General features: G+C 68.7%; 17 protein-coding genes. 14 read left to right on the top strand and 3 right to left on the bottom strand.

Annotated elements, in window-relative coordinates; translation table 11 throughout:
- The first annotated feature begins 119 nt into the window (after positions 1 to 119).
- The 6 genes from AC3WLZ_RS16520 (at position 120) to AC3WLZ_RS16495 (ending at position 6,360) form a co-directional block, all read left to right on the top strand.
- Entirely contained in the window at positions 120 to 1,493 is a 1,374-nt protein-coding gene (locus AC3WLZ_RS16520; RefSeq protein ID WP_492470811.1) for an ABC transporter substrate-binding protein, read from the top strand.
- Between the two features lie 59 nt (positions 1,494 to 1,552).
- Complete coding sequence (locus tag AC3WLZ_RS16515) at positions 1,553 to 2,392, top strand: carbohydrate ABC transporter permease (protein ID WP_492470810.1); 840 nt, start codon at positions 1,553 to 1,555, stop codon at positions 2,390 to 2,392.
- A 3-nt stretch (positions 2,393 to 2,395) separates the two neighbouring features.
- Positions 2,396 to 3,220, top strand: coding sequence for a carbohydrate ABC transporter permease (locus AC3WLZ_RS16510; protein WP_492470809.1), 825 nt, complete (start codon positions 2,396 to 2,398; stop codon positions 3,218 to 3,220).
- A 5-nt stretch (positions 3,221 to 3,225) separates the two neighbouring features.
- Complete coding sequence (locus tag AC3WLZ_RS16505) at positions 3,226 to 4,242, top strand: alpha/beta hydrolase (RefSeq protein ID WP_492470808.1); 1,017 nt, start codon at positions 3,226 to 3,228, stop codon at positions 4,240 to 4,242.
- A 43-nt stretch (positions 4,243 to 4,285) separates the two neighbouring features.
- On the top strand, positions 4,286 to 5,119 hold the full coding sequence (locus AC3WLZ_RS16500; RefSeq protein WP_412926005.1) for an alpha/beta hydrolase: 834 nt from the start codon (positions 4,286 to 4,288) through the stop codon (positions 5,117 to 5,119).
- A 152-nt stretch (positions 5,120 to 5,271) separates the two neighbouring features.
- Positions 5,272 to 6,360: a helix-turn-helix domain-containing protein gene (locus tag AC3WLZ_RS16495; protein WP_412926004.1), complete on the top strand. Its 1,089-nt coding sequence runs from the start codon at positions 5,272 to 5,274 to the stop codon at positions 6,358 to 6,360.
- Positions 6,361 to 6,377: 17 nt separating this feature from the next.
- Here AC3WLZ_RS16495 and gtfA read toward each other — a convergent pair whose 3' ends face one another.
- Entirely contained in the window at positions 6,378 to 7,844 is a 1,467-nt protein-coding gene (gene gtfA / locus AC3WLZ_RS16490) for a sucrose phosphorylase (RefSeq protein ID WP_492470807.1), read from the bottom strand.
- Between the two features lie 26 nt (positions 7,845 to 7,870).
- Positions 7,871 to 9,094, bottom strand: a complete 1,224-nt coding sequence (locus AC3WLZ_RS16485) for an MFS transporter (RefSeq protein WP_412926002.1) — start codon at positions 9,092 to 9,094, stop codon at positions 7,871 to 7,873.
- Between the two features lie 355 nt (positions 9,095 to 9,449).
- On the opposite strand from AC3WLZ_RS16485, the gene AC3WLZ_RS16480 reads away from it, so the two are divergent.
- Entirely contained in the window at positions 9,450 to 10,937 is a 1,488-nt protein-coding gene (locus tag AC3WLZ_RS16480; RefSeq protein WP_492470806.1) for a CE1 family esterase, read from the top strand.
- Between the two features lie 320 nt (positions 10,938 to 11,257).
- Positions 11,258 to 11,917: a hypothetical protein gene (locus AC3WLZ_RS16475; RefSeq protein WP_492470805.1), complete on the top strand. Its 660-nt coding sequence runs from the start codon at positions 11,258 to 11,260 to the stop codon at positions 11,915 to 11,917.
- Positions 11,918 to 12,033: 116 nt separating this feature from the next.
- On the opposite strand, the gene AC3WLZ_RS16470 is transcribed toward AC3WLZ_RS16475, so the two are convergent.
- The gene (locus tag AC3WLZ_RS16470) at positions 12,034 to 13,476 is read right to left on the bottom strand and encodes an MFS transporter (RefSeq protein ID WP_492470804.1); all 1,443 of its coding nucleotides are present in this window, start codon (positions 13,474 to 13,476) and stop codon (positions 12,034 to 12,036) included.
- A 136-nt stretch (positions 13,477 to 13,612) separates the two neighbouring features.
- On the opposite strand from AC3WLZ_RS16470, the gene AC3WLZ_RS16465 reads away from it, so the two are divergent.
- From AC3WLZ_RS16465 to AC3WLZ_RS16440, 6 genes are all read left to right on the top strand, one after another.
- A complete protein-coding gene (locus AC3WLZ_RS16465; RefSeq protein ID WP_492470803.1) occupies positions 13,613 to 14,662 on the top strand; it encodes a LacI family DNA-binding transcriptional regulator in 1,050 nt (349 codons plus the stop codon).
- Between the two features lie 93 nt (positions 14,663 to 14,755).
- Positions 14,756 to 16,051 carry an ABC transporter substrate-binding protein gene (locus AC3WLZ_RS16460; RefSeq protein ID WP_492470802.1) on the top strand — a complete coding sequence of 432 codons (1,296 nt, stop codon included), beginning with the start codon at positions 14,756 to 14,758 and terminating at the stop codon, positions 16,049 to 16,051.
- A 64-nt stretch (positions 16,052 to 16,115) separates the two neighbouring features.
- A complete protein-coding gene (locus AC3WLZ_RS16455) occupies positions 16,116 to 17,000 on the top strand; it encodes a carbohydrate ABC transporter permease (protein WP_412925996.1) in 885 nt (294 codons plus the stop codon).
- A 6-nt stretch (positions 17,001 to 17,006) separates the two neighbouring features.
- The gene (locus AC3WLZ_RS16450) at positions 17,007 to 17,900 is read left to right on the top strand and encodes a carbohydrate ABC transporter permease (RefSeq protein ID WP_492470801.1); all 894 of its coding nucleotides are present in this window, start codon (positions 17,007 to 17,009) and stop codon (positions 17,898 to 17,900) included.
- A complete protein-coding gene (locus AC3WLZ_RS16445; RefSeq protein WP_492470800.1) occupies positions 17,897 to 18,937 on the top strand; it encodes an NAD(P)-dependent alcohol dehydrogenase in 1,041 nt (346 codons plus the stop codon). Before AC3WLZ_RS16450 ends, AC3WLZ_RS16445 begins: the two co-directional genes overlap by 4 nt.
- Positions 18,934 to 21,513: a family 78 glycoside hydrolase catalytic domain gene (locus AC3WLZ_RS16440; protein ID WP_492470799.1), complete on the top strand. Its 2,580-nt coding sequence runs from the start codon at positions 18,934 to 18,936 to the stop codon at positions 21,511 to 21,513. Before AC3WLZ_RS16445 ends, AC3WLZ_RS16440 begins: the two co-directional genes overlap by 4 nt.
- The last annotated feature ends 47 nt before the right edge of the window (positions 21,514 to 21,560 follow it).

Below are 21,560 nucleotides of genomic sequence, written 5' to 3'. Positions count from 1 at the left end.
GGCCCCCGCCACGCGGCGGACACCGTGCGGTCGAGTGCGCACGAGTTGCGGCTACGGCGCGCAAGAGGGGTGAAGAGAATTTGGGAAAGGGTCAGTGTCGATCACCCGAAGGAGAACTCATGAGCCCGATCACAGCAGCCCCCTCCCAGGCGGGACGATCACATCGCCGGCTCGCGGCCGTCGCGCTTCTCGCGTCCACGGCAGCAGTACTGGCCGCCTGCGCGCCCCCCGGATCGTCCGGCACGGAGGGCCCGGCGACGGCCGCCTCGAGTGTCTCGACGACTCTGCCCAGCGATCCGGTGAAGCTGCAGATCCTCACCAGCCAGGAGGCTGCGGACGTCGTCACTCAGCTGGGGCAGGAGTTCACCCGCCAGAACCCGACGGTCACGTTCGACGTCGTCGCCGAGGCCAACTCCAACATCAACACCAACCTCTCGCGCATCCTCACGCGCGACACCCCGCCGGACATCCTGTTCACGCCCGCGCTGGCTCAGCCCGCGCGTGATGGCCTGCTCACCAACCTCGACCCCTACTACGACGCCTACGGGTGGAACAGCTGGTCGCAGGAGCTTCTCCGCATCGCGCGGCTCAGTCCCGAGGGAGACCGGGGGACCGGCTCGCTCTACGCGGTCGGCATCGGCTACAACGTCACCGGCATCTACTACAACAAGGAGATCGCCGCCAAGGTCGGCCTCACCGCCCCGCCCACGACCTTCGACCAGTTCGAGAAGGCCGCGACGGACGCCGTGGCCGCTGGTTACCTCGGCGTCTCGCTCGCAGCGAAGGACGCGGGCACGCCGTTCCTGCTCCAGGAACTGCAGAACGCGTACGGCAACGCGCCGGAGATCAACGACTGGATCTACCAGCGCCCCGACGCCACGTTCGATCAGCCCGGCATGCTCGCGGCCGCCCAGAAGCTCCAGGAATGGACGGAGAACGGCGTGATCTCGCCTGACGCCACCTCGGTCGACTACCCGACGATGATGGCGGACTTCCAGGCGGGCAAGGCACTGTACGTGCCGGTCGGTGACTGGGAGAACGCGCGTCTGACCGCCGCCATGGGCGACAACGTCGGCTTCTTCCTCATCCCGCCGGCGGACGCGGGCGCCAAGCAGTACACGATGGCGGCCCCGGCCAACTACACGATCCCGCAGGGGTCGAAGAACAAGGACGTGGCCGCGTACTTCCTCAACTGGGTGCAGAGCAACGACCAGGCTCGGAAGATCGTCGTGGATGTGCTCGGCAGCTCGCCCGGCGGTCCCGCGGACATGTCGGTTCCGGCCAGCAGCAGCCCACTGGTGGACTCCACGCTCGCCGCCTTCCAGAACGTCCTCGCCGATGACGGCGCGGTCGATTTCATCGCGAACGGTTCGGCGGCGTTCACGCTCGACGTCCTCAACCCGGAGATGCAGGCTCTCGTGCTCGGTTCGCGCACGCCGCAGGACTTCATCGACACCGTTCAGAACGGGTACGAGAAGGACCTGTCCCGATGAGGGCCGGCCGGGGAGGAATCCTGAAGACACCAGCGAAGCGTCGACGTGCGCTCGTCGGCGTGGCCTTCGTCGCACCGGCGCTCGCCCTCTACGGATGGCTGATTCTCGGATCGTTCGGGAACGCGATCCAGTACTCGCTCTACGACTGGAACGGGGTGGGGAAGGCGACCTTCGTCGGGTTCTCCAACTACCTCGACGTCTTCACCTCCCCGGCCCGACTCGTCTCGCTGCTGCACGCCTTCGAGCTGATGGTGTTCTTCTGCGGTGTCACGCTCGTGCTGGCGCTGGCCGCCGCCGTCCTGACCCGGGCGGCGGTAGGCCGGCGGTCCGCCGCCGCGGTGCGCACGATTCTCTTCATGCCTCAGGTGATCCCCATCGTCGCCGCCGCCGTCGGCTGGAGCTGGATCTACTCCCGCGAGGGAGCCCTCAACCAGATCCTGGATGCCGTCGGCCTGGGCGGCGTCACGCGAGCCTGGCTCGGCGACCCGAACACCGCCTTGCCGGCGGTCGGCTTCATCGGGACCTGGGCGCTGCTCGGTCTGGTGACCATGATGCTCACCGCGGGCATCAGCAAGATCGACTCCTCGCTGTACGAGGCGGCGAGATTGGACGGCGCGAACGCCGTCCAGGAGTTCTTCGCCGTCACGCTCCCGGGTCTGCGCCGTGAACTGGTGGTGAGCGCCACCCTCACGATCATCGCCGCTCTGGCGAGCTTCGACATCGTCTACATCACCACGCAGGGCGGCCCGAACCGCGCGACGATCGTGCCCGGTATCGACATCTACAACCTGGCGTTCGGCCAGCAGCAGGTCGGTGGTGCGGCCGCGATGGGCATCGTCCTCATGGGCGTCGTCCTCCTCGTGATCATCCCCCTCCAGCGACTTGCGGCGAAGGACTGACGAATGCGCGTTTCCCTCTCGGAGAAGATCAGCAGCCGAGTCGTCCTGATCCTCCTCGTTCTGTTCACGCTCCTGCCTTTCGTGGCACTGCTGTCGGTGGCTCTTTCGCCGGCGAACACGCTCCCCAGCGGCATCTCCTTCTTCCGAGAGCTGCACTGGGAGAACTTCGTCACGGCGTTTCAGCTGGCGAATTTCCCGACCCTGATGCTCTCCAGTGCGACGCTGGTGTTCATCGTCGTCCCGGTCGTCGTGCTCACCGCGACGATGGCGGCCTACGGTCTCACGTGGCTGCGCGTGCCGCTCGCGGGCCTGATCTTCCTGATCTTCCTGCTCGGCCTGACCATCCCCACCGAAAGCCTGATCACGCCGCTGTACCTCACCATGCACGGCCTCGGGCTGGTGAACACCGTGTGGAGCGTCGCGCTTCCGCTGGCCGCTCTCCAGATCCCCTTCGGCGTGTTCTGGATGCGCTCGCACTTCCTGGGCATGCCCGGAGAGCTGGAGGAAGCGGCTCAGCTGGACGGCTCCGGGCCGTTCCGCACCTTCTGGCAGGTCCAGCTTCCGTTGGCGCGGCCGGCCATCTCGACGATGCTCATCCTGAGCTTCCTCTGGACGTGGAACCACTTCATCCTGACCCTCGTGATGATCGACGACCCGTCCCACCGGACGGTGGGAGGCGCCCTGGCGGGATTCCAGGGAGCGCACGCGACCGACGTGGTCATGTTGTGCGCCGCCGCGCTGCTCATGATGGTCCCCACCCTGCTGGTGTTCCTCATCTTCCAGCGGCAGTTCAGTGCGGCCCTCCTGCAAGGGTCGGTGAAGGAGTGAGCGACGTGGCGGAACCCGACGTTCCGGTACGCCCGGCCTATGACCCGGAGCTCGAGGCATCCCTTCGGGTATCCGGCGTGTACGTCTTGGATTTCGCTCCCGAGAACCTCGCTGCGGTGCAGAGGGACCTGCGGGCGTGGGCCGGCTCGGCGCGCGCGCAGCTCGCAGACGACGGGTTCCGCATCCAGGATGCGACCGCGACGGCACCCGACGGCACGGCCATCCCCCTTCACCACATCTCCCGAGTGGACACTCGCGAGCCTTGTCCCTGCATCGTGTACATCCACGGCGGGGGAATGGTGCTCGGAACACCGTGGGATGCGTCCCCCGACTTCCGGCGGTGGATCTCGGACTTCGGAGCCAGCGTCGTCACGATCGACTACCGCCTCGCTCCCGAGGTGACGGCTCCATCGCTCGTCGAGGACTGCTACGCCGCGCTCTGCGAGGTCTTCGCGCGCGCGACGGACTGGGGCATCGACCCCGAATCCCTCATCATCGCGGGGATGAGCGCCGGCGGAGGTCTCGCGGCCGGTGTCGCCCAGCTGGCGCGCGAGCGGGGCGGCCCGGCTCTGTGCGGACAGCTCCTTCTCGCGCCGATGCTCGATCCCCTCGCCGACGGGGACTCGGCACGGCAGCTGCCCCACGGGCCTTGGAACCGTGACGAGAACACGGCCGCATGGCGGCTCGTGCTGGGAGACGGCGATGTGGTGGACGCGGGCGCCAACGCGCCAGGGCGGGCCACCTCCCTCGCGAACCTCCCTCCGGCACTGCTGGAGGTCGGGTCGGCCGAGATCTTCCGCTCCGAAATCATTGACTACGCGGGCCGCCTCTGGGCCGCCGGCGGCGACGCCGAGCTGCACGTGTGGAGCGGCGGATTCCACGGGTTCACCGCCTACCCGCACGCTGCTGTGACCCAGGGTGCGCTCGCCGCTCGCACCAACTGGCTCGCGCGCCGCTTCGGTCGCGTCCTCGCCGAAGCCTCCTCCCTCGACGAGACCGCGCCGGTTCGCCCCGCATCATGATCCCTGTTCCTGCACGACGCGCCACACCCCGAGGAGTCGCACCATGGCCCTGTTGACGATGAACACCGAGAGCAAGTTCCTCCGCTCGAACCAGGCGTTCACCGTGATCCTCCCGGACATGCCGCGCGAGGAGGATCCGCAGGAGTTCTATTCGCAGCGGCGCGCGCTGCCGGTGGTCTGGCTCCTGCACGGAACGTTCGGCGACCACACCGATTGGGTGCGCAAGACGAACGTCGAGCGGTACGCGGCCCGCAAGGGCGTGGCCGTCGTGATGCCGTCCGGTCTGAACAGCAACTACTCCAACTGGAGTCGATTCATGCTGGGCTACGACATGTACGACTACCTCCTGCACGAGCTCATGCCGTTGGTCTACAACTGGCTGCCGATCTCCTCTCGGCGTGAGGACAACTTCCTCGCCGGTCTCTCGATGGGGGGTCGCGGCACGATCAAGATCGCCGCGAGCAATCCGGAGCGGTTCGCAGCGGCGGCCGTGCTCTCGGCCAGCCCGAGGGACTTCTCGGATCTGACACCCGAGTTCTTCCGTTCGGGCGACGTGTTCGCCGCGCGCTTGGAGGGCATGGTCGAGAACGCGGGCGGCCTCGAGGCGTTCCTCGCGTCGGAGGAGAACTCGTGGCGCGTGCTCGACGAACAGGCCGGCACCGGTCGGCTGCCGCGGCTCCTGTTCGCCAGCGGAGCGGACGACGACTACGTCATGACGACGTTGCGACCGTTCCGCGCACACGCCGAGGAGATCGGCCTGGACGCGACGTTTTCCATCCGTGAGGGGTTCACCCACGAATGGGACTTCTGGGATCTCGCCATCCAGGAGGCCTTCGAGTTCTTCGGGCTGCCGGACATCGACGTCGACATGGCGTGAGGCCGGGCGCGAGGCCGGTCATGACCTTCGAATCCCCGCGCTCTCGCGGCCGCGCCTGCTAGCGTTCCTTCGTCGGCCGCGCGTGCCGCGGTCTCCCCTGACGCGATCACGTTCCCCCGGGTGCGTAGGTCGACCCCTGGAGGTGCCGTGACATGAGAGACTTCCTCGCCCGATTGGCGCTGCAGGACGAGTCCGTCGCGGCCGCCCTCCGCGTCCTGGACTATTTCGACGCCCTCGATGCCCGGGGTGTCGGTCCCGAAGCGTATGTCCGCGGTGCGGCGGCGTTGACATCTCGCGTGGTCGGTGTGGCGCTGGCGGGTCGACGGCTTTCTTTGCGTGTCGGCCCGGGCGGAGATCGCCTTCGCGGGGATGGGGCGGAGGAGAAGAACGAGGAGTGGCCGTCCCGTTCGATCGGTCCCGCTACTGCCGATCTCGTGTGGATCGAATCGACCGACGCGGACACCTCGCACGGACTCGTCCTCGAGCGCATCGCGCAGGGCGTGCAGCGCTGGGCGGACCGCCTGGACGCCCTGGCCCCCGAACCCGAGCAGGCGTGGGCGACGCTCCTGAACGACCCCATCCCGGAGGAGCGCAGTCGTCAGCTGTTCGCCGCTCTCCGACTCGATTCGACCCGGCGCTATCACGTGGTCGCGCATCTCCCGGTCGAGTGGGGCGAGGGCCTGAGAGCGTCAGCGGTGGTCCGTGGCGCCACCGTGGGCGCGACCATCCAGCCCGCGCCGTTCGCCATGGGGCCGCAGGTCGGCGGGAAGGCGCGCTTCGGTATCGGCCCCGCCGTTCCGGTCGAGGAACTGCGCAGTTCGTGGAAGCGCGCGGTGATCGTGCTCCGGATGGCTCGCCCCGGCGAGGCGCTCACCTGGGATCGGCTCGGTGTCCTGGCCCCGCTGTTCCTTCACGCCCAGACGAGCGATCTCCTGGCATCCCCCATCATCAGTGCCATCGAGGACGGGAATCTGCCGTGGCTGGACGAGACCGTCACGGCGGTGACGCAGACCGGATCGATCCGCGGCGCGGCGGATCTCCTCGGCCTGCATCACTCGACGGTTCAGAAGCGCATCGACAAGCTTCAGCAGCAGTTCGACCTCAACCTCGGCAATGCCCGGCACGCCTACCATCTGTGGCTGGCGTGCGCCGCGCACCGCTACGCGTCGTTCGGCACCCCCGAGAACATGGAGCTCGACGTCCGGCTCACGCCTCGCCCGTTCGACGATCCGTCGTCCTGAGCGAGGCGTGAGCCCGCTCACGACTCGAAGACGAGCGTCGGCTGGTCCGCACCGCGTGCGGCGGTGATCGTGAAGCGGTGCCCGACGAAGTCCGCGCGCAGCCGTGCCTCACTGTCGGCATCCGTCCAGGTCAGGACCAGGATGCCGGGCGCCTCGTCTGTGACGTCGAAGTCGCCGTCGAAGGCGGGGAAGGTGTTGCGCCAGCGGAGGATGTCCAGGAACTGCTGGATCTCACGCTTCTCGACACGTTCAGCGATCTCCGCGGCGGTGTAGTCGTGTCGGTTGGCGGCGCGGGCGTCGCCGGCGGCGGCGAGGGCCTCCGGATCGTTGGCGCCGAACAGCGCGCCGACGTAGTAGATCTGCGGGATTCCGGGCACGAACAGCTGGAAGACGCGGGCGAGCAGGTAGGCCGCGTCGTCCTCGCCGAGGGCCGAGTAGAACGACGACATCAGCTGATAGCGCTGAGCTCCCTTCTCGCCCCGCCGGATGACGGATGCCGGCAGGGGGAGGATCTCGCGGAGGTGCTCGGTGCGGGCGTTCACGAGGTCGACGATGGAGTCGATCTCGTCGTCTTCGAGGAGGCCGACCACGTCCACCACGCCGATTCCGTCGTGCGTGTCCAGAGTGGTGAACTGCTTGCGGGGGCAGATCTCGAGCCAGTGGCGCACCCGGTCGGTCCGGCCCGTGAACAGCGTGTGCAGCGTCAGCATCGGGAGCGCGAAGTCGTAGACCCAGTGCCCCTTCGCCGACATCTTGAGCTGGATCTCGTAGTTCTCGTGGATCTCGGGCAGCATCTGCGTGCCGCGGTCCTTGATCGGAGCCATCCCGATCTCCAGGACGTCCCACACCTCGGGCTCGACGAAGAAGCAGCTCGTTCCCGGACGTTTGGCCGCGTAGGCGAAGGCGTCGAAGCGGATGAGGGCGACATGATCGGCGAGGCGCCCCAGGTTCCGTGCGAAGTACTCCTGCGTCACCGGCTGCCACGGATCGATGTCGACCTGCTCGGCGAAGAAGGTGTTCCACAGGCGGACGACCTTGCCGTCCGCACGGGTCATGTCGAGGTACGGACCGTGCTGCTTGCGTCGGTAGAGGGCCGCCATCTCCTCTTCGGTGGGCTCGCCGCCGCCCCAGAACTCGTTCCAGTCGATGAACATGCTCTTGTACGGGGACTCGTCGCCCCGCTGCATGTAGTCGATGAACTCCGCCGAGCGGATCGAGGCGTGATTGATCATGAAATCGGCCATGAGGTAGTAATCCTCGCCGAGCGCGTCGATGTCATCCCACGTGCCGAAGGCCGGGTCGACGATGTCGTACTCGATGACGGCGAAGCCCCGGTCGCCGGAGGACGGAAAGAACGGGAGGACGTGGATGCCGCCGAAGGCCCCAGCGAAATGCGTGCGCAGCACGCGGTGGAGTTCGGACAGGTTTCCGCCCATGCTGTCGGCATAGGTGATGAGCATGGCCTCGTTGGCGACGGGTCTCATGGCGGTCCTTTCGGGGGAGGTCGGACTCAGGTCTCGGTGGGGGCCGGAGCAGCGGTGCTCCGGGGAGGGTGCGGGCGGCGGCTCACCAGGTAGAGGCACAGCCCGATCGCGATCGGAACGATGGACAGCAGGTACATCGATGAGTACGCGCCCTCGGCGGAGGCGCCGGCGTTCATGTCGGCCGAGACGATCCATCCTCCGATGATGGGCATGATCAAGTACCCCAGATCGACACCGATGTAGCTGGTGTTGCTCGCGAGACCGCGCCGGTGCGGGGGCACGGAAGTGAGCGCGAGCGTCTGGACGGCGGGTTGGCAGATCCCGTACCCGAGGGCCGCGACAGCGCCGGCGATGAGGAACCCGAGCAGCGTGTCGACGTTGGCGATGACGATGAACGAGACCGCGAACAGCACCATCCCGGGAACGATGACGACCGTCAGTCCCCGCGCGTCCCCGAGAGCACCGGCGAAGGGTCGCGTGAGCAGGATGAAAACCGCGTAGGCGGCGAAGAACAGGCCGATCTGGTCGACCCCCCGCGCCTCGCCGTAGAGCACGATGAACGCGTTGACCGAGGAGAACGCGCCCGCGAGGAAGAACATGATGGCGGCCGGGACGAGCGCCTCGCGCGCGAGGAAGGAGGAGAAGCGCCACGGTGTGCTCGGGCCCCCGGGTGCCCGAGGTGACCGCACCCGGAGCGCCAGGATCGCCGCGACGGCCATGATGGCGGCCCCCACGAAGAAGCTGGTGCGGTACCCGAAGGACGTCTCCATCCACAGTCCGACGGACGGGCCCACCGCGGTGCTCACCGCCTGCCCCAGGGAGAAGGTGCCCACGCCCTCGGCCATCCGGCTCGGCGGCAGGGCGTCGCTCGCCATCGCGAGCGTCACGGGGGCGAGGAAGCCCATGGCTGCACCGTGCAGGAGACGCGCTCCGATCAGAAGCGGGATGCTGTCCGATACCGCGTAGAGCACGAAGGCGACCAGGATCAGCGCGACCGTGCCGGCGAGCAGGTAGTTGTGGCGGACGACCAGTGTCGCCCAGCCCACGGCGGGGCGGACCGCCAGCGCCGTGACCGCGAAGACACCGGCCACCAACCCGACGACCAGGGAACTCGCGCCGAGCGACGCCGCGAGCTTCGGCACCAGAACGAGGGTCATGAACTGCGCGAAGGTGATCACGAAGTTGATCGCGAACAGACTCGAGAACCGGGGCGTCCAGATGGGGGGACGATCGGCGCGGCGCGCCCTCATGCGCGCGCGCCGATCTGTTCGCTCGGCGCGCTCGGGACGGGTGCCGTCGCGCACGGGTGTCGACGCTCTGGCACTGGCACTCCCTTGGCATCCGTGGCGTCCCTTCAAGGGAGATCGCCCCGCCTCCTCCGGCGGCACAGCCATGTTCGCTGAGCGAGACGGCGCGGCTGATCCGCCCGCCAGACGCAATCGCGACGTGGCGATCCGCCACCTGGCGGCTGTCGGGGACGCGCGGCCACGCGATAGTGAGAGAGGCCGCGGACGTGCTCGACCGCGGCAGGCCACGCCCACGAGAGGATCGGAGATCGGTGATGATCACGAGTGACCTGCGTGCCGATGAGCGAGGTGGTCGAGGGTGACCGGTGACGCCCGCATCCGGCCCGGCGTTCCCGACGACGACAACCGGCACTACCTGCCGGAGTACCTCAAGGGGAGCGATGTCGTCGTCAACGAGAACGGCAACAACTCGCAGCCCTACCCGCCGCGTCTGCAGGAGATGACGGGCACGATCGTGGCGGGTGCGACTGACCGCTGGTACACCTACGTGCCCGAGTCGTACGACCCCGTCGCGCCGTGTCCGTTGGTCATCTCCCTCCACGGCGGATTGATGACCGGGTGGGGACAGGCCGTCTATTCGTCGTGGACGAACGTCGCTGACCGCGAGGGTTTCGTCGTGATCTTCCCGGATGCCGGGTCTCGGCGCTTCTGGAGTATCGACATGGCGCCCGAGCACGTCGACGCGCTCACGGCGCCCAACCCCGAGGGCCTCTACCTCAACCCGCCCGCCCGCACGGCCGAGGAGAACCACGACATCCGACTCATCCGCGCACTCATCGACTGGGCGGCCGACGAGTATTCGATCGATCGCGAGCGGGTGTTCCTGCAGGGCATGTCGATGGGGGAGTCGATGACGTCGACCTTCGTCCGTGCCGCGGGATCCGTGCTCGCGGGTGCCGCCGGGTCCGGCGCCCCGATCGATCCTTCGCTGCTGTTCACGGAGAACGGTGACGTCATCAACGAGGGCGGCCCGATCCCGATGTGGCAGTCGCGCCTCGACCTGGATGCCGGCCCGCAGCACTACGCCACGAACGGCACCGAGCTGGTGCGGCAGAACCTCGACTACTGGCTCCGGGTGAACGGCGTGCGCACGCCGCCCACCATCGCCGTGCGCGGCGTCGACAACTTCGCCTTCTACCGCGGGGAGTTCGCCGACGTCGTGTTCCGCGACGTCCACGGGCGCGATCACGGCCAGACCTTCGACGACGCGCAACTCGTCTGGGATCACCTGTTCTCGGGAGTACGGCGCGCGCCGGACGGGTCCGTCCGGAGGACGCGGCCCGAACTCGAACTGCCGGGGGATGCCTTCGCCGTCGCCGTCGCCGAGGGCTGCGGGGTCGCCTGGGTCTCGGGGGAGCGCGTGCGGCTGCCGGGGCCGGTCTTCCGGTGGCAGGGGACGCAGTACCACGGGCGTGCCGGCGAGCCGCTCGTGCGCGTCTCCTCGCTGTACGTGCCGTCGAGTCTCCTCGCGACGGTCTTCGGCGCCGAACTCGATCTCCGCGAGGGTGGCGACGAGGCGACGCTCCGCCTGGCCGACGGACGTGTCGTCGACTTCGCCCGGGGTAACGTCGGCATCCTCGTCGACGGTCGCGTCCGGGCGATGCGCACCGAGGCCGTGCGGCGCGACGGCGAGCTGTGGGTCTCGCTGGAATGGTTCGCGGCCACGCTGTTCGATCTCCACGTGACGACGCACTCGAACGTCGTCTACGTGACGGATCACCACGCCCAGCTCGGTGGGAACATGGCCGTGCTGATCCGGGAGCTGCTCTCCGCCGAGGTCCCTTAGGCGGGCTTCGCCGCTACCGGCCGCACGGACGCGCGCTCGTGGACGCGGCGCGGCCTCGACGCCGCCCACCTGAACCCGGTCGATCCCGGCGGGCGCGGACGGGCTGCGGCGGCCACCGGGGCCCAGATGCCCCGCCCGTCGCGCATTGCCAGGGTTCTGCCAGGGTGTCCCGCGATCGCCGTCGTGACGCGGATCTCGTCGCTCGCGCTGCGACGCATTCCGGCATCCCACGGGCTTCCCACCCATCCGATTTCCGGTCGTCTTCGGATGACCCCACATGCGGCGGAAGCGCCGTAGACGGAAACGGAAAGGGAAACCTGATGCGTACGTACAACACGAAGACCCGAATCGGCATGATCGCTGCGGCCGGCACCGGAGCTGCGGCTCTCGCCGTCGCTGGACTGGCGCTGCCGGCATCGGCCGACGACAACGTCACAGCGACGGATGCCTCGACGACCGCGACGCAGTTCGTCGACGCGTCCGACCCGTTCTACACCTGGGTCGGCGGCCTCATCGAGAGCGGCGACTTCACCGCCAGCCCCCAGACCTCGGTCGGCGACATCGCGAACATCGGGCCGCTCGTGCAGGGACCGATCGTCAGCGACTCGCTGAACGGCGACGTGGCTTCGGGCAACCAGACCCCGGTCGTCTCCGGTAACGACACCACGGCGCCGATCGGGTCGGGCAACGACACCACCGCGCCGATCGGCTCGGGCAACGACCTCGGCTCCGGGAACGACGTCGGCTCCGGCAACGACGTGACCGCCCCGATCGACGCCCCCGTCGGCTCCGGCAACGACACGGGCGTCTCCACCGGCGACGCCGGTGTTTCGACGGGCGACAACGGCGCCTCGGTCGGCGACGTCTCCGGCTCGGTGGACGAGATCTCGGGCTCGGTCGACGACGTCGTGGGTGACGTCACGTCCGGTGTCGATGATGTGGTCGACGGCGCGCTCGACCTCGGCGGCATCCTGCGCTGATCCGCAGCTTCTCCAGCGGCGTCACCCTTCGGGGTGGCGCCGCGGTCGCGTGAGGGGTCAATCTTCGTCGCCTGGCCACGCTGGGAAGCGACGGAAACTGACCCCTCACGCGGGCGTCACTCCGGCAGCGCGGGATGCCTCTCGCTCGGCGCCTGACGCGTGGGAATCAGGAGCGCGAGGACGAGCGCGACGATCGCCGCGCCCAGGCCCAGGGCGAACGAGACGCTGAAGGCCTGCGCCGTCGGCACGCGCGTCTCGCCCTCGCCCGTGGAGAGAGTCGCGAGCACGACACCGACCACGGCGGCGGACGTGCTGGTTCCCAGTGACCGCGCGAGGGCGTTCAGGCCGTTCGACGCGCCGGTCTCGCTCGGCGGCACGGAACGCATGATGAGCATCGGCATCGCGGCGTAGCCGAAACCGATGCCGAAGCCGATGAGGATGTTCGCCACGACGAAGTGCCATACCTCGGTGGCGAGCACGAGGCTGAAGCCGTAGGCCAGGATCAGCGACACCGATCCGGCGACCAGCAGCACGCGGGGACCGATCGTCCGGGCAAGGGCTCCCGAGAGGGGCGACAGCACCATCATCACCAGGCCCGAGGGCATGACTACCAGGCTCGCGGCCAGCAGCGACAGGCCGAGACCGACGCCGGTGGAGGTGGGGAGCTCGAGGATCTGCGGGTGCGACACGTTCGAGGTGAAGAGAGCGAAGCCCATCGCGATCGACGCGAGGTTGGTCAGCAGCACCGGCCGCCGGGCGGCGACGCGCAGATCCAGCAGCGGATCGTCGATGCGCAGTTCGTACCATCCCCAGACGACGAGGATCAGGATGCCGCCGACGGCCAGACCCAGCGTGAGCGGCGACGTCCACCCCCACGAGTTCCCCCGTGAGACGGCCAGAAGGATGCCGATGAGGCCGACGGCGAGCCCCGCCGCGCCGACGAAGTCGAACCGGCCGGCGGTCCGCAGCACGCTGACCGGGACGATCACGATGACGAGGACGAAGACGACGGCGCCCAGGGCCGCGGCGATCCAGAACAGCCAGTGCCAGTCGGTGCTCTCCGCGACAAGGGCGCTGATGGGGAGGCCGACCGCCCCGCCGACGCCGAGGGTGGCGCTCATGAGCGCCACCGCGCTGTCGACCCGGTTCTCGTGAAGGACGTCGCGCAGGATGGAGATGCCCAACGGAACGACGCCGACCACGGCGCCCTGCAGCGCGCGACCGACGATCAACCCGACGATGCCGGGCGACAGCGCGGCGATCACCGACCCGGCGATCATCACGGCCAACAGCGCGAGCACGATGCGCCGCTTTCCGTACATGTCGCCGAGGCGCCCGGCGATCGGCGTGATGACGGCCGCCGCGAGGAGCGTGGAGGTGACCACCCAGGCGGTGTCATCCCGCGAGGCGTTCAGCAGTTCCGGGAGCTTCGCCTGAATGGGCACCACGAGGGTGAACATGAACGACGAGCAGAGGCCGGCGATGGCGAGAACCGCGACGACCGCGCCGTTCGGGGTGCTGCGGGACAATCTTCTGCGCGCGTTCTCGTCCCGTGACATCGCTCCCAGGCTATCCGTCCTTCGCGGCCGAGGGCTCGTCCACGGATCCACCGGCCGGGTATTGAAACGCATCAAACGCGTCCGCGGATCGGCTAGCATCCGAAGCAGACGGTCGAGGCGGACGGAGGGGGCGCGGGTGTCGAACGGGCAACGGACGCCGAGCATGGCCGACGTCGCGCGTGTCGCCGGAGTCGCTCTCGGCACGGTCTCGAACGTCCTCAACCACCCGGACAAGGTGTCGCCTGCCACCCTCGCGAAGGTGCAGGGGGCGATCGCCGAGCTCGGTTTCGTCCGCAACTCCAACGCCCAGCAACTGGCGGCCGGGCGCTCGCGCAGCATCGGTCTGGTCGTCATCGACATCAGCAACTCGCTGTTCGTCGACATCGCCCGCGGTGCCCAGCGATTCGCGGCCGAGCTGGCCATGAACGTTCTCGTGGCCAACAGCGACAATCGTGTCGACCAGCAGCGCGCCGACCTCGACTTCTTCGACGAAGCCCGGGTCAGTGGCATCCTGTTGGCGCCCATGCAGGATGCCAGCGACGACGTCGCCCGGATCCGTAGCCATGGTCGTCCCACCGTCGTCCTGAACTACGACTCCGGCAAAAGCGATTGCTGTCAGGTGCTCGTCGACAACGAGGAGGTCGGCTACCTCGCCGCCCGGCACCTCATCGATCTGGGGCGAACCCGCTTGGCGTTCGTCGGCGGCCGCGACTACCTGCAGCCCGTCGCCCTGCGCCGCCGCGGCGTCCGCCGTGCGGTCGACGAAGAGGGCGGGCGGGTGTCGCTGCAGGAGGTCCCGACCGAGAACCTGGATCCGCCCGGGGGGCTCCGGGCCGGCGAAGAACTGGCCGGCGAGGTCCGGGCCGGGCGTCTCGACGGTGTCATCGCTGTCACCGACCTCCTCGGGATGGCGATCATCCAGGTCTTCAACGCGCACAGCATCGAGGTGCCGGGCGATGTCGCCGTGATGGGCTGCGACCACAACTCCGCGGCGTGGGGCGGGATGATCCCGCTCACGTCCGTGCAGATGCAGGGGCTCGACATGGGGCGGGAAGGCGTGCGGCTGCTCATGGCCGAGATCGAGGACGGGGCGGAGCACACCCATGTCACGACCCTCTTGAAGCCGGAGCTCGTGGTGCGCGAGAGCACGGTCGGGCGCGAACGCGCCATCTCCGCTGAGGTCTGAAGCGTTTCAAAAAATTCTTGACTCCGTCCATCCCGCCTTGCATAATCCTCTTGAAGCGCTTCAATGACCGAGGTGCATTTTCGAGGAGGAAAAGTGTCCACAGCATTCACGCGGTCGCGTCGGACGGTCGCCATCGTCGCGACAGGTGCCGCCGCGCTCCTGGCTCTCACCGCTTGCGCCGGCGGTGGCGGGAACGCGGCCGCCGGGTCGAAGTTCTCATTCCTGGTCAACCAGGAGAACACAACGATCCCGGATCTTCTGACGAGCCTGAGTTCCGACCAGTGCAAGGCAGAGAACGACGCGCAGCCGCTCGAGGTCGAGACGGTCCCGCAGACGCAGCTCGACCAGAAGCTCCAACTGCTCGCCGGGCAGAACGCGTTGCCGACGCAGTACGCGGCCGGCAACGCTCCGGCCCTCACCAAGGAACTCGCCGAGGGCGGCCAGGTCCTCGATCTGAAGAAGACCCTCACCGACCTCGGTGTCATCGACAAGATCCAGCCCGCCGCGATCTCCACGATCGAGCAGCTCTACGGCGGCTTCAACGTGCTGCCGTACCAGTACAACATCGAGGGCATCTGGTACAACAAGAAGCTCCTCAGCGACAACGGCATCCAGGTCCCCGAGACCTGGGACGAGCTCACCGCCGCCGCGGCGAAGCTCCAGGGCGCCGGTGTCCAGCCGTTCTCCGCCTCGGGCGAGCAGGGCTGGCCCATTACCCGCCTGATCAGCGGATACATCTTCCGCGACCTCGGCCCCGACGCCCTTCAGAAGGTCGCCGACGGCGAGGCGAAGCTGACCGACCCCGAGTACGTCGCTGCCGCTCAGGCGGTCGCCGACCTGGGTACCGCGGGGTACTTCGGCCAGGGCGTGGGCTCGATCGACTACGACACCGCGTTCAACACCTTCCTCACCGGTAAGGCCGCCTTCTTCTACATGGGCAGCTGGGCGCTGGCGAACTTCGCCGACGAGACGGCGAACCAGATCGGTTCGGAGAACATCGGCTTCCTGCCGTTCCCGAACGTCACCGGCGGCGCCGGCGACGCGAGCCAGACCCCGGCCAACGTCGGTCTGCCGATGGCGCTGTCGGCGAAGGCGTACAACGACAACACCGGCAAGTGGCTCACGTGCATCGCGAACAACTACGGCGCCGAGTCGCTGTCGAAGGCGGACACGATCTCGGGCTTCACGGTCGACGGTGACGTCCAGGTCGACGAACTGACGTCGCTGGTCCAGGACCAGATCTCGTCGACCAAGGAGTCGGTGCTGTGGTTCGAAGCGCTCTTCAGCGCCAAGGCCACCGAGACGAGCCAGAAGAACGCCGCGCAGCTGATCACCGGTGCGACCTCGCCGCAGGACTTCATGAGCCTCGTGCAGGCCGACCTGGGCTGAGTGACCTCCCGGGTGGGGGCGACGTCCGTCGCCCCCACCCTTCGTCCCCCGTGAAGGAAACCCCATGAACAAAGTCCTCGGCGATCCGCGCGCCATCGCGCTGCTGCTCGGCCCGGCACTCATCGTCTACACCCTCGTCATGCTCATCCCGGTGGTGTGGTCACTCGGCTACACGCTCTTCGAGGGCAACGCGATCTCCGGGTTCGAATTCGTCGGGGTCGACAACCTGGCCCGCCTCTTCACGGACCCCCGCGTCGGTGAGGCGCTGCGGTTCACCCTGCTCTACGCCGTCATCATCACCGTGGGGCAGGTGCTGTTGGGCTACCTGCTCGCGCTGTTCTACGTCTTCGTGCTCCGCAATCGCGGAAGCGTCGTGCGCACCCTGGTCTTCTTCCCCGTCATCATCCCCACGGTGGCCGTCGCCCTGATGTTCCAGAAGCTGTTCGAGGTGGCGCCGCAGACCGGCCCCGTGAACGCCCTGTTGAACGTGTTCGGGGTGGCATCCGTCGACTGGTTCGGCAGCCCCGTGAGCGCGATCGTCGTCCTGGTGATCATGGACCTCTGGCGCTCCATGGGCTTCTACGCCGTGCTGTTGTACACGGGGCTGCTCGACATCCCCGACGACATCATGGAATCGGCGCGACTCGACGGAGCCAACGGCTGGCGTCTCGTCCGCAGCATCGTCCTGCCGCTGTCGCTGCCCGTGCTGCTGTCGTCGGTGATCTTCTCGATCAACGGCACGCTCAAGGTCTTCGACTCGATCGTCGCCCTGACCAACGGCGGACCGGGGACGGCGACGACGCCCTTGACGCTCTACATGTTCCAGACCTCGTTCAGCTACGGCGAATACGGCTACGGCGCCTCGATCGCGCTGCTGCTGACGATCCTGTGCCTGATCGTGACCGTCTTCATCTTCCGGTCGTCTCGCCGCGACGCCACGAAGGGCTGATCCCCCATGTCCACCGCCACCCTGCCCCAGACCCCCGAGCCGCTGCGCCCGCGCCGGAAGCCCGCCGTACGGGCCGGAGCCCTGCGCCGCACCCCCGGCACCGTCCTGATCGTCTTGCTGGTCGCCATCGAGGTCCTTCCTCTGCTGTGGCTGCTGATGAACTCCTTCAAGAGCCAGGACGAGTTCCTCAACGCCCCCACGTGGGCGCTGCCCCGCGAGCTGAATCTGCAGAACTACGTCGACGCCTGGGTCACCGGCAACATCGGCCAGTACCTCGGCAACAGCGTCGTCGCAGTCTTCCCTGCGCTCGCGCTCATGCTCCTGTTCGGCGTCGCCGCGGGCTTCGTGCTCGAGGTCATGGTCTTCCGCGGCCGGGGCGGCATCCTGCTGCTCTTCCTCGCGGGCATCATGGTGCCCGGTCAGATGATCCTGCTGCCGCTGTTCTCGGTGTACTTCCAGGCCGGGATCACCGGGTCGCTCTGGCCGCTCATCATCACGTATACCGCGACCGGTCTGCCGCTGACCGTGTTCATGATGGCGACGTACTTCCGTGCGATCCCGCGCGAGGTGTTCGAGGCCTCGACCCTGGACGGTGCGTCGATCTTCCGCTCCTTCTTCTCCGTCGCGCTCCCGATGGCCCGCAACTCGATCGTGACCGTCGCGCTCGTGCAGTTCTTCTTCTTCTGGAACGACCTGCTCATCGCCCTGACCTTCACCAACTCGTCGCAACTGCGCACGGTGCAGGTCGGATTGCTCAACTTCACCGGGCAGTTCGGCGCGACGCAGTACGGACCCCTCTTCGCCGCGATCTGCATCAACATGTTCGGCATCCTGGCCATCTACCTCGTGCTGAACCAGCGCATCATGGCGGGCCTGGCCAGCGGCGCGGTGAAGGGATGACGCCCCCGGAGTCCCTCCGCGCGGCCGTCATGACGGCGATCGACACCACGGTCGTGGAGGAGCGTCCCGTCCCCGCGCTCGCCGCGCACGAGGTGCTCGTCGAGGTCCGTGCGGTGGGTGTGTGCGGCTCGGACGTGCACTGGTATCGCGACGGGCGCATCGGTTCGACGCGCGTCGAGGAACCGCTCGTCCTCGGGCACGAGGCATCCGGTGTGGTCGTCGCGCTCGGCGCGGATGTCTCGCCCGACCGCCTCGGCGCTCGCGTCGCCCTCGAACCCGGCGTGCCGTGCGGGCGCTGCGAACAGTGCCGCGCCGGCCGGTACAACCTGTGCCCCCGCGTGCGCTTCTTCGCCACCCCGCCGATCGACGGAGCCTTCGCCACGCACGTCGTCATCGCGTCCGACTTCGCCCATGACGTACCCGACGCCCTCGACGACGACGAGGCCGCGCTCATCGAGCCGCTCGCCGTGGCGCTGTGGGCGGTGCGCAAAGCCGGTGTCGGCATCGGCGATCGCGTGCTGGTCAGCGGTGCGGGCCCCGTCGGACTGCTCGTACTGCAGGTCGCGCTCGTCGAGGGGGCGGACGTGTGCGTGAGCGACGTCTCCGCCGAGCGCCTGGCCGTGGCGGCCGACCTCGGTGCGTCGCGCATCGTCGACCCGCGCACCGACCCGCTGCCGACCGATCGCACGGTGCTCATCGAGTGTTCCGGTGTGCCCTCCGCGATCCGCGCCGGGATCGCCGCGCTGGCCTCCGCCGGCCGCGCCGTTCTGGTGGGGATGTCGGCCGACGGCGACGTGACGCTGCCGCTCGATGTGATCCAGTCGCGCGAGATCGTGCTGACCGGCACGTTCCGGTATGCGAACCAGTACCCGGATGCCATCGCGCTCGCGGCGAGCGGACGAGTGGATCTGCGTCGACTCGTGACGAGCGTGCATCCCCTCGGCGGGGTCCACGACGCCCTCCTTCTCCCCGGGCGCGACCGCTCCGCCCTCAAGCCCATGGTCCACCCGCAGCAGGATGAGATGACGACCGCATGACCGTTGACGTATCCCCCCTCACGTTCGAACACCTCCCCGATGCCCTCGGCATCGGCGTCGCCACCCCTCGGGTGTCGTGGAAGACCGAGGCCCCCGCCGGATGGCGGCAGGGTGGCTACGAGCTCGAGATCGTGACCGAGAGCGGTGCCGAGACCTCCGGCATCGTGCGCAGTGCCGAGTCCGTGCTCGTGGAGTGGCCCTTCGCCCCCCTCGTGTCCCGTCAGAGCGCCACGCTGCGCGTTCGGGTCTTCAGCGACGATGACGCGGCATCCGACTGGTCGCCCGCGTCGCGTGTGGAGGCCGGACTCCTGGATGCCGACGACTGGGTCGCCGGTGTCGTCGGGCCCGCGTGGGACGAGGAGCCCGAATCGCTGCGCCGTCCGCCGCGCGTCCGGCGGGCGTTCGAGGTGGCGTCCGAGGTCTCCCGCGCCCGGTTGTACGTCTCGGCGCACGGCCTGTACGAGGTCGAGATCAACGGCCGTCGGGTCGGCGACGACGCGCTGTCGCCCGGCTGGACGGTTTACGGCGAGCGGCTGCGGTACTACACCTACGACGTCACCGAGCACCTCCGCGCGGGTGAGAACACGATCGGCTCGTGGCTCGCCGACGGCTGGTACCGCGGGCGTCTCGGCTTCCACGGCGGGTACCCCAATCTCTACGGCAGTGACATCGGCCTCATCGCCCAGCTCGAGATCGAGCACGCCGACGGCTCGCGGTCGGTCGTGGCGACGGATGCCGAGTGGGAGGCGGCGCCGAGCCCCATCCTGACCACCGGCATCTACGAGGGCGAGCACTTCGACGCGCGACTGCAGCAGGACGACTGGGCCGCCGCCGCCGGAGACTGGACGCCCGCGCGCCTGCTTCCCGTCGACCACGCAACGCTCGTCGCCCCCGAGGGTCCGCCGGTGCGCTGCACCGAGGAGCTCGAGCCGGTCGAGGTGACCAGATCGTCGACGGGAGCGTGGATCCTCGACTTCGGCCAGAACATCTCCGGTCGCCTGCGTCTCTCGCTCACGGCAGAGGACAGCGGGGTCGTCACCCTGCGCCACGCCGAGGTCCTGCAGGACGGCGAGCTCTACACCCGCCCGTTGCGGGGGGCGGCGGCCACCGACGTCCTCGAGTACGCCGGCGGAACGCTCGAGTGGGAACCGCGCTTCACGATCCACGGATTCCGCTATGCCGAGGTGGCCGGGTGGCCGGGGGAGATCGCCCCCGGAGCGATCACGGCGCGGGTCTACCACACCGACATGGAGCGGACCGGCTGGTTCGCCTCGTCGGACCCGCTGCTGAACCGCCTGCACGAGAACGTGCGGTGGTCGATGCGAGACAACTTCGTCGACATCCCCACCGACTGCCCGCAGCGCGACGAACGCCTCGGCTGGACCGGCGACCTGCAGGTCTTCGCGCCCGCGGCATCCTTCCTCTACGACTGCTCCGGCATGCTCCGCTCGTGGCTGCGCGATGTCGCGGCCGAGCAGCTTCCCGACGGGACCGTGCCCTGGTACGTGCCGGTGATCCCGGGCGGCGAGGAGTGGACCCCCATCCGTCCCGGGGCTGCCTGGGGCGATGTCGCCGTGCTGACACCGTGGACCCTGTACCGCCAGTTCGGAGACGCGCGCATCCTCCGCGACCAGTACGACTCGGCCCGGAAGTGGGTCGATCTCGTCGCGCGGCTGGCCGGTCCCTCGCGCCTGTGGAACTCGGGGTTCCAGCTGGGCGACTGGCTCGACCCGGCGGCTCCGCCGCACGATCCGGCGGATGCCACGACCGACCGATACCTCGTCGCGACGGCGTACTTCGCGTGGTCGAGCCTTCACCTCGCGAAGATGGCCGAGGTTCTCGGGCGCCTCGATGACGTCGAGACGTATTCACGCCTGGCGGCCGAGGTCCGCGATGCGTTCCGCGGCGAGTACGTCACCGACGCGGGTCTGCTGAGCAGCGATGCACAGACCGCGTACGCCCTCGCGATCGAGTTCGAGCTCTACACCGACGTCGCCGAGCGCGACGTCTGGGGCGCCCGACTGGCCGAGCTCGTGCGCGCCGGTGGCAACCGCATTGCGACCGGCTTCGCCGGGACGCCGTTGATCACCGACGCGCTCACGCGGTCGGGGCATGTGGACGTCGCGTACGACCTGCTGCTGGAGAAGGAATGCCCCTCGTGGATGTACACGGTGCTCTCCGGCGGGACCACGACGTGGGAGCGGTGGGACAGCCTGCTCCCCGACGGCACGGTCAACCCCGGGGGGATGACCTCGTTCAACCACTTCGCCCTCGGTGCGGTCGCCGACTGGATTCACCGCACCGTCGGCGGCCTCGCACCGCTCGACCCCGGGTACCGGCGCATCTCCTTCGCGCCGCGCCCCGGCGGCGGGCTCACGCACGCGGCCACGGAACACGAGACGCCGTACGGGCGCGCCGCGATCGCCTGGCGCATCGAGGCGGGTGAGCTCCACGTGGAGGTGCGGGTGCCGACGGGGGCGACGGGAGTGGTGGACCTGCCGGACGGTCGGACGTTCGAGGTCGGTTCCGGCGTGCACGCATTCGGGACGCCGATGGCGGTCGCGGTCGGCGCCTGACGGGCGTTCTGGGCGGGCGGGCGGCCGGCCCTGCTGAGTTTGAGAAC

The organism is Microbacterium sp. FW305-3-2-15-F-LB2, assembly GCF_058787255.1.
The sequence above is the reverse complement of the archived record's forward strand: the minus strand, read 5'-3'. Positions and strand labels throughout refer to the sequence as shown.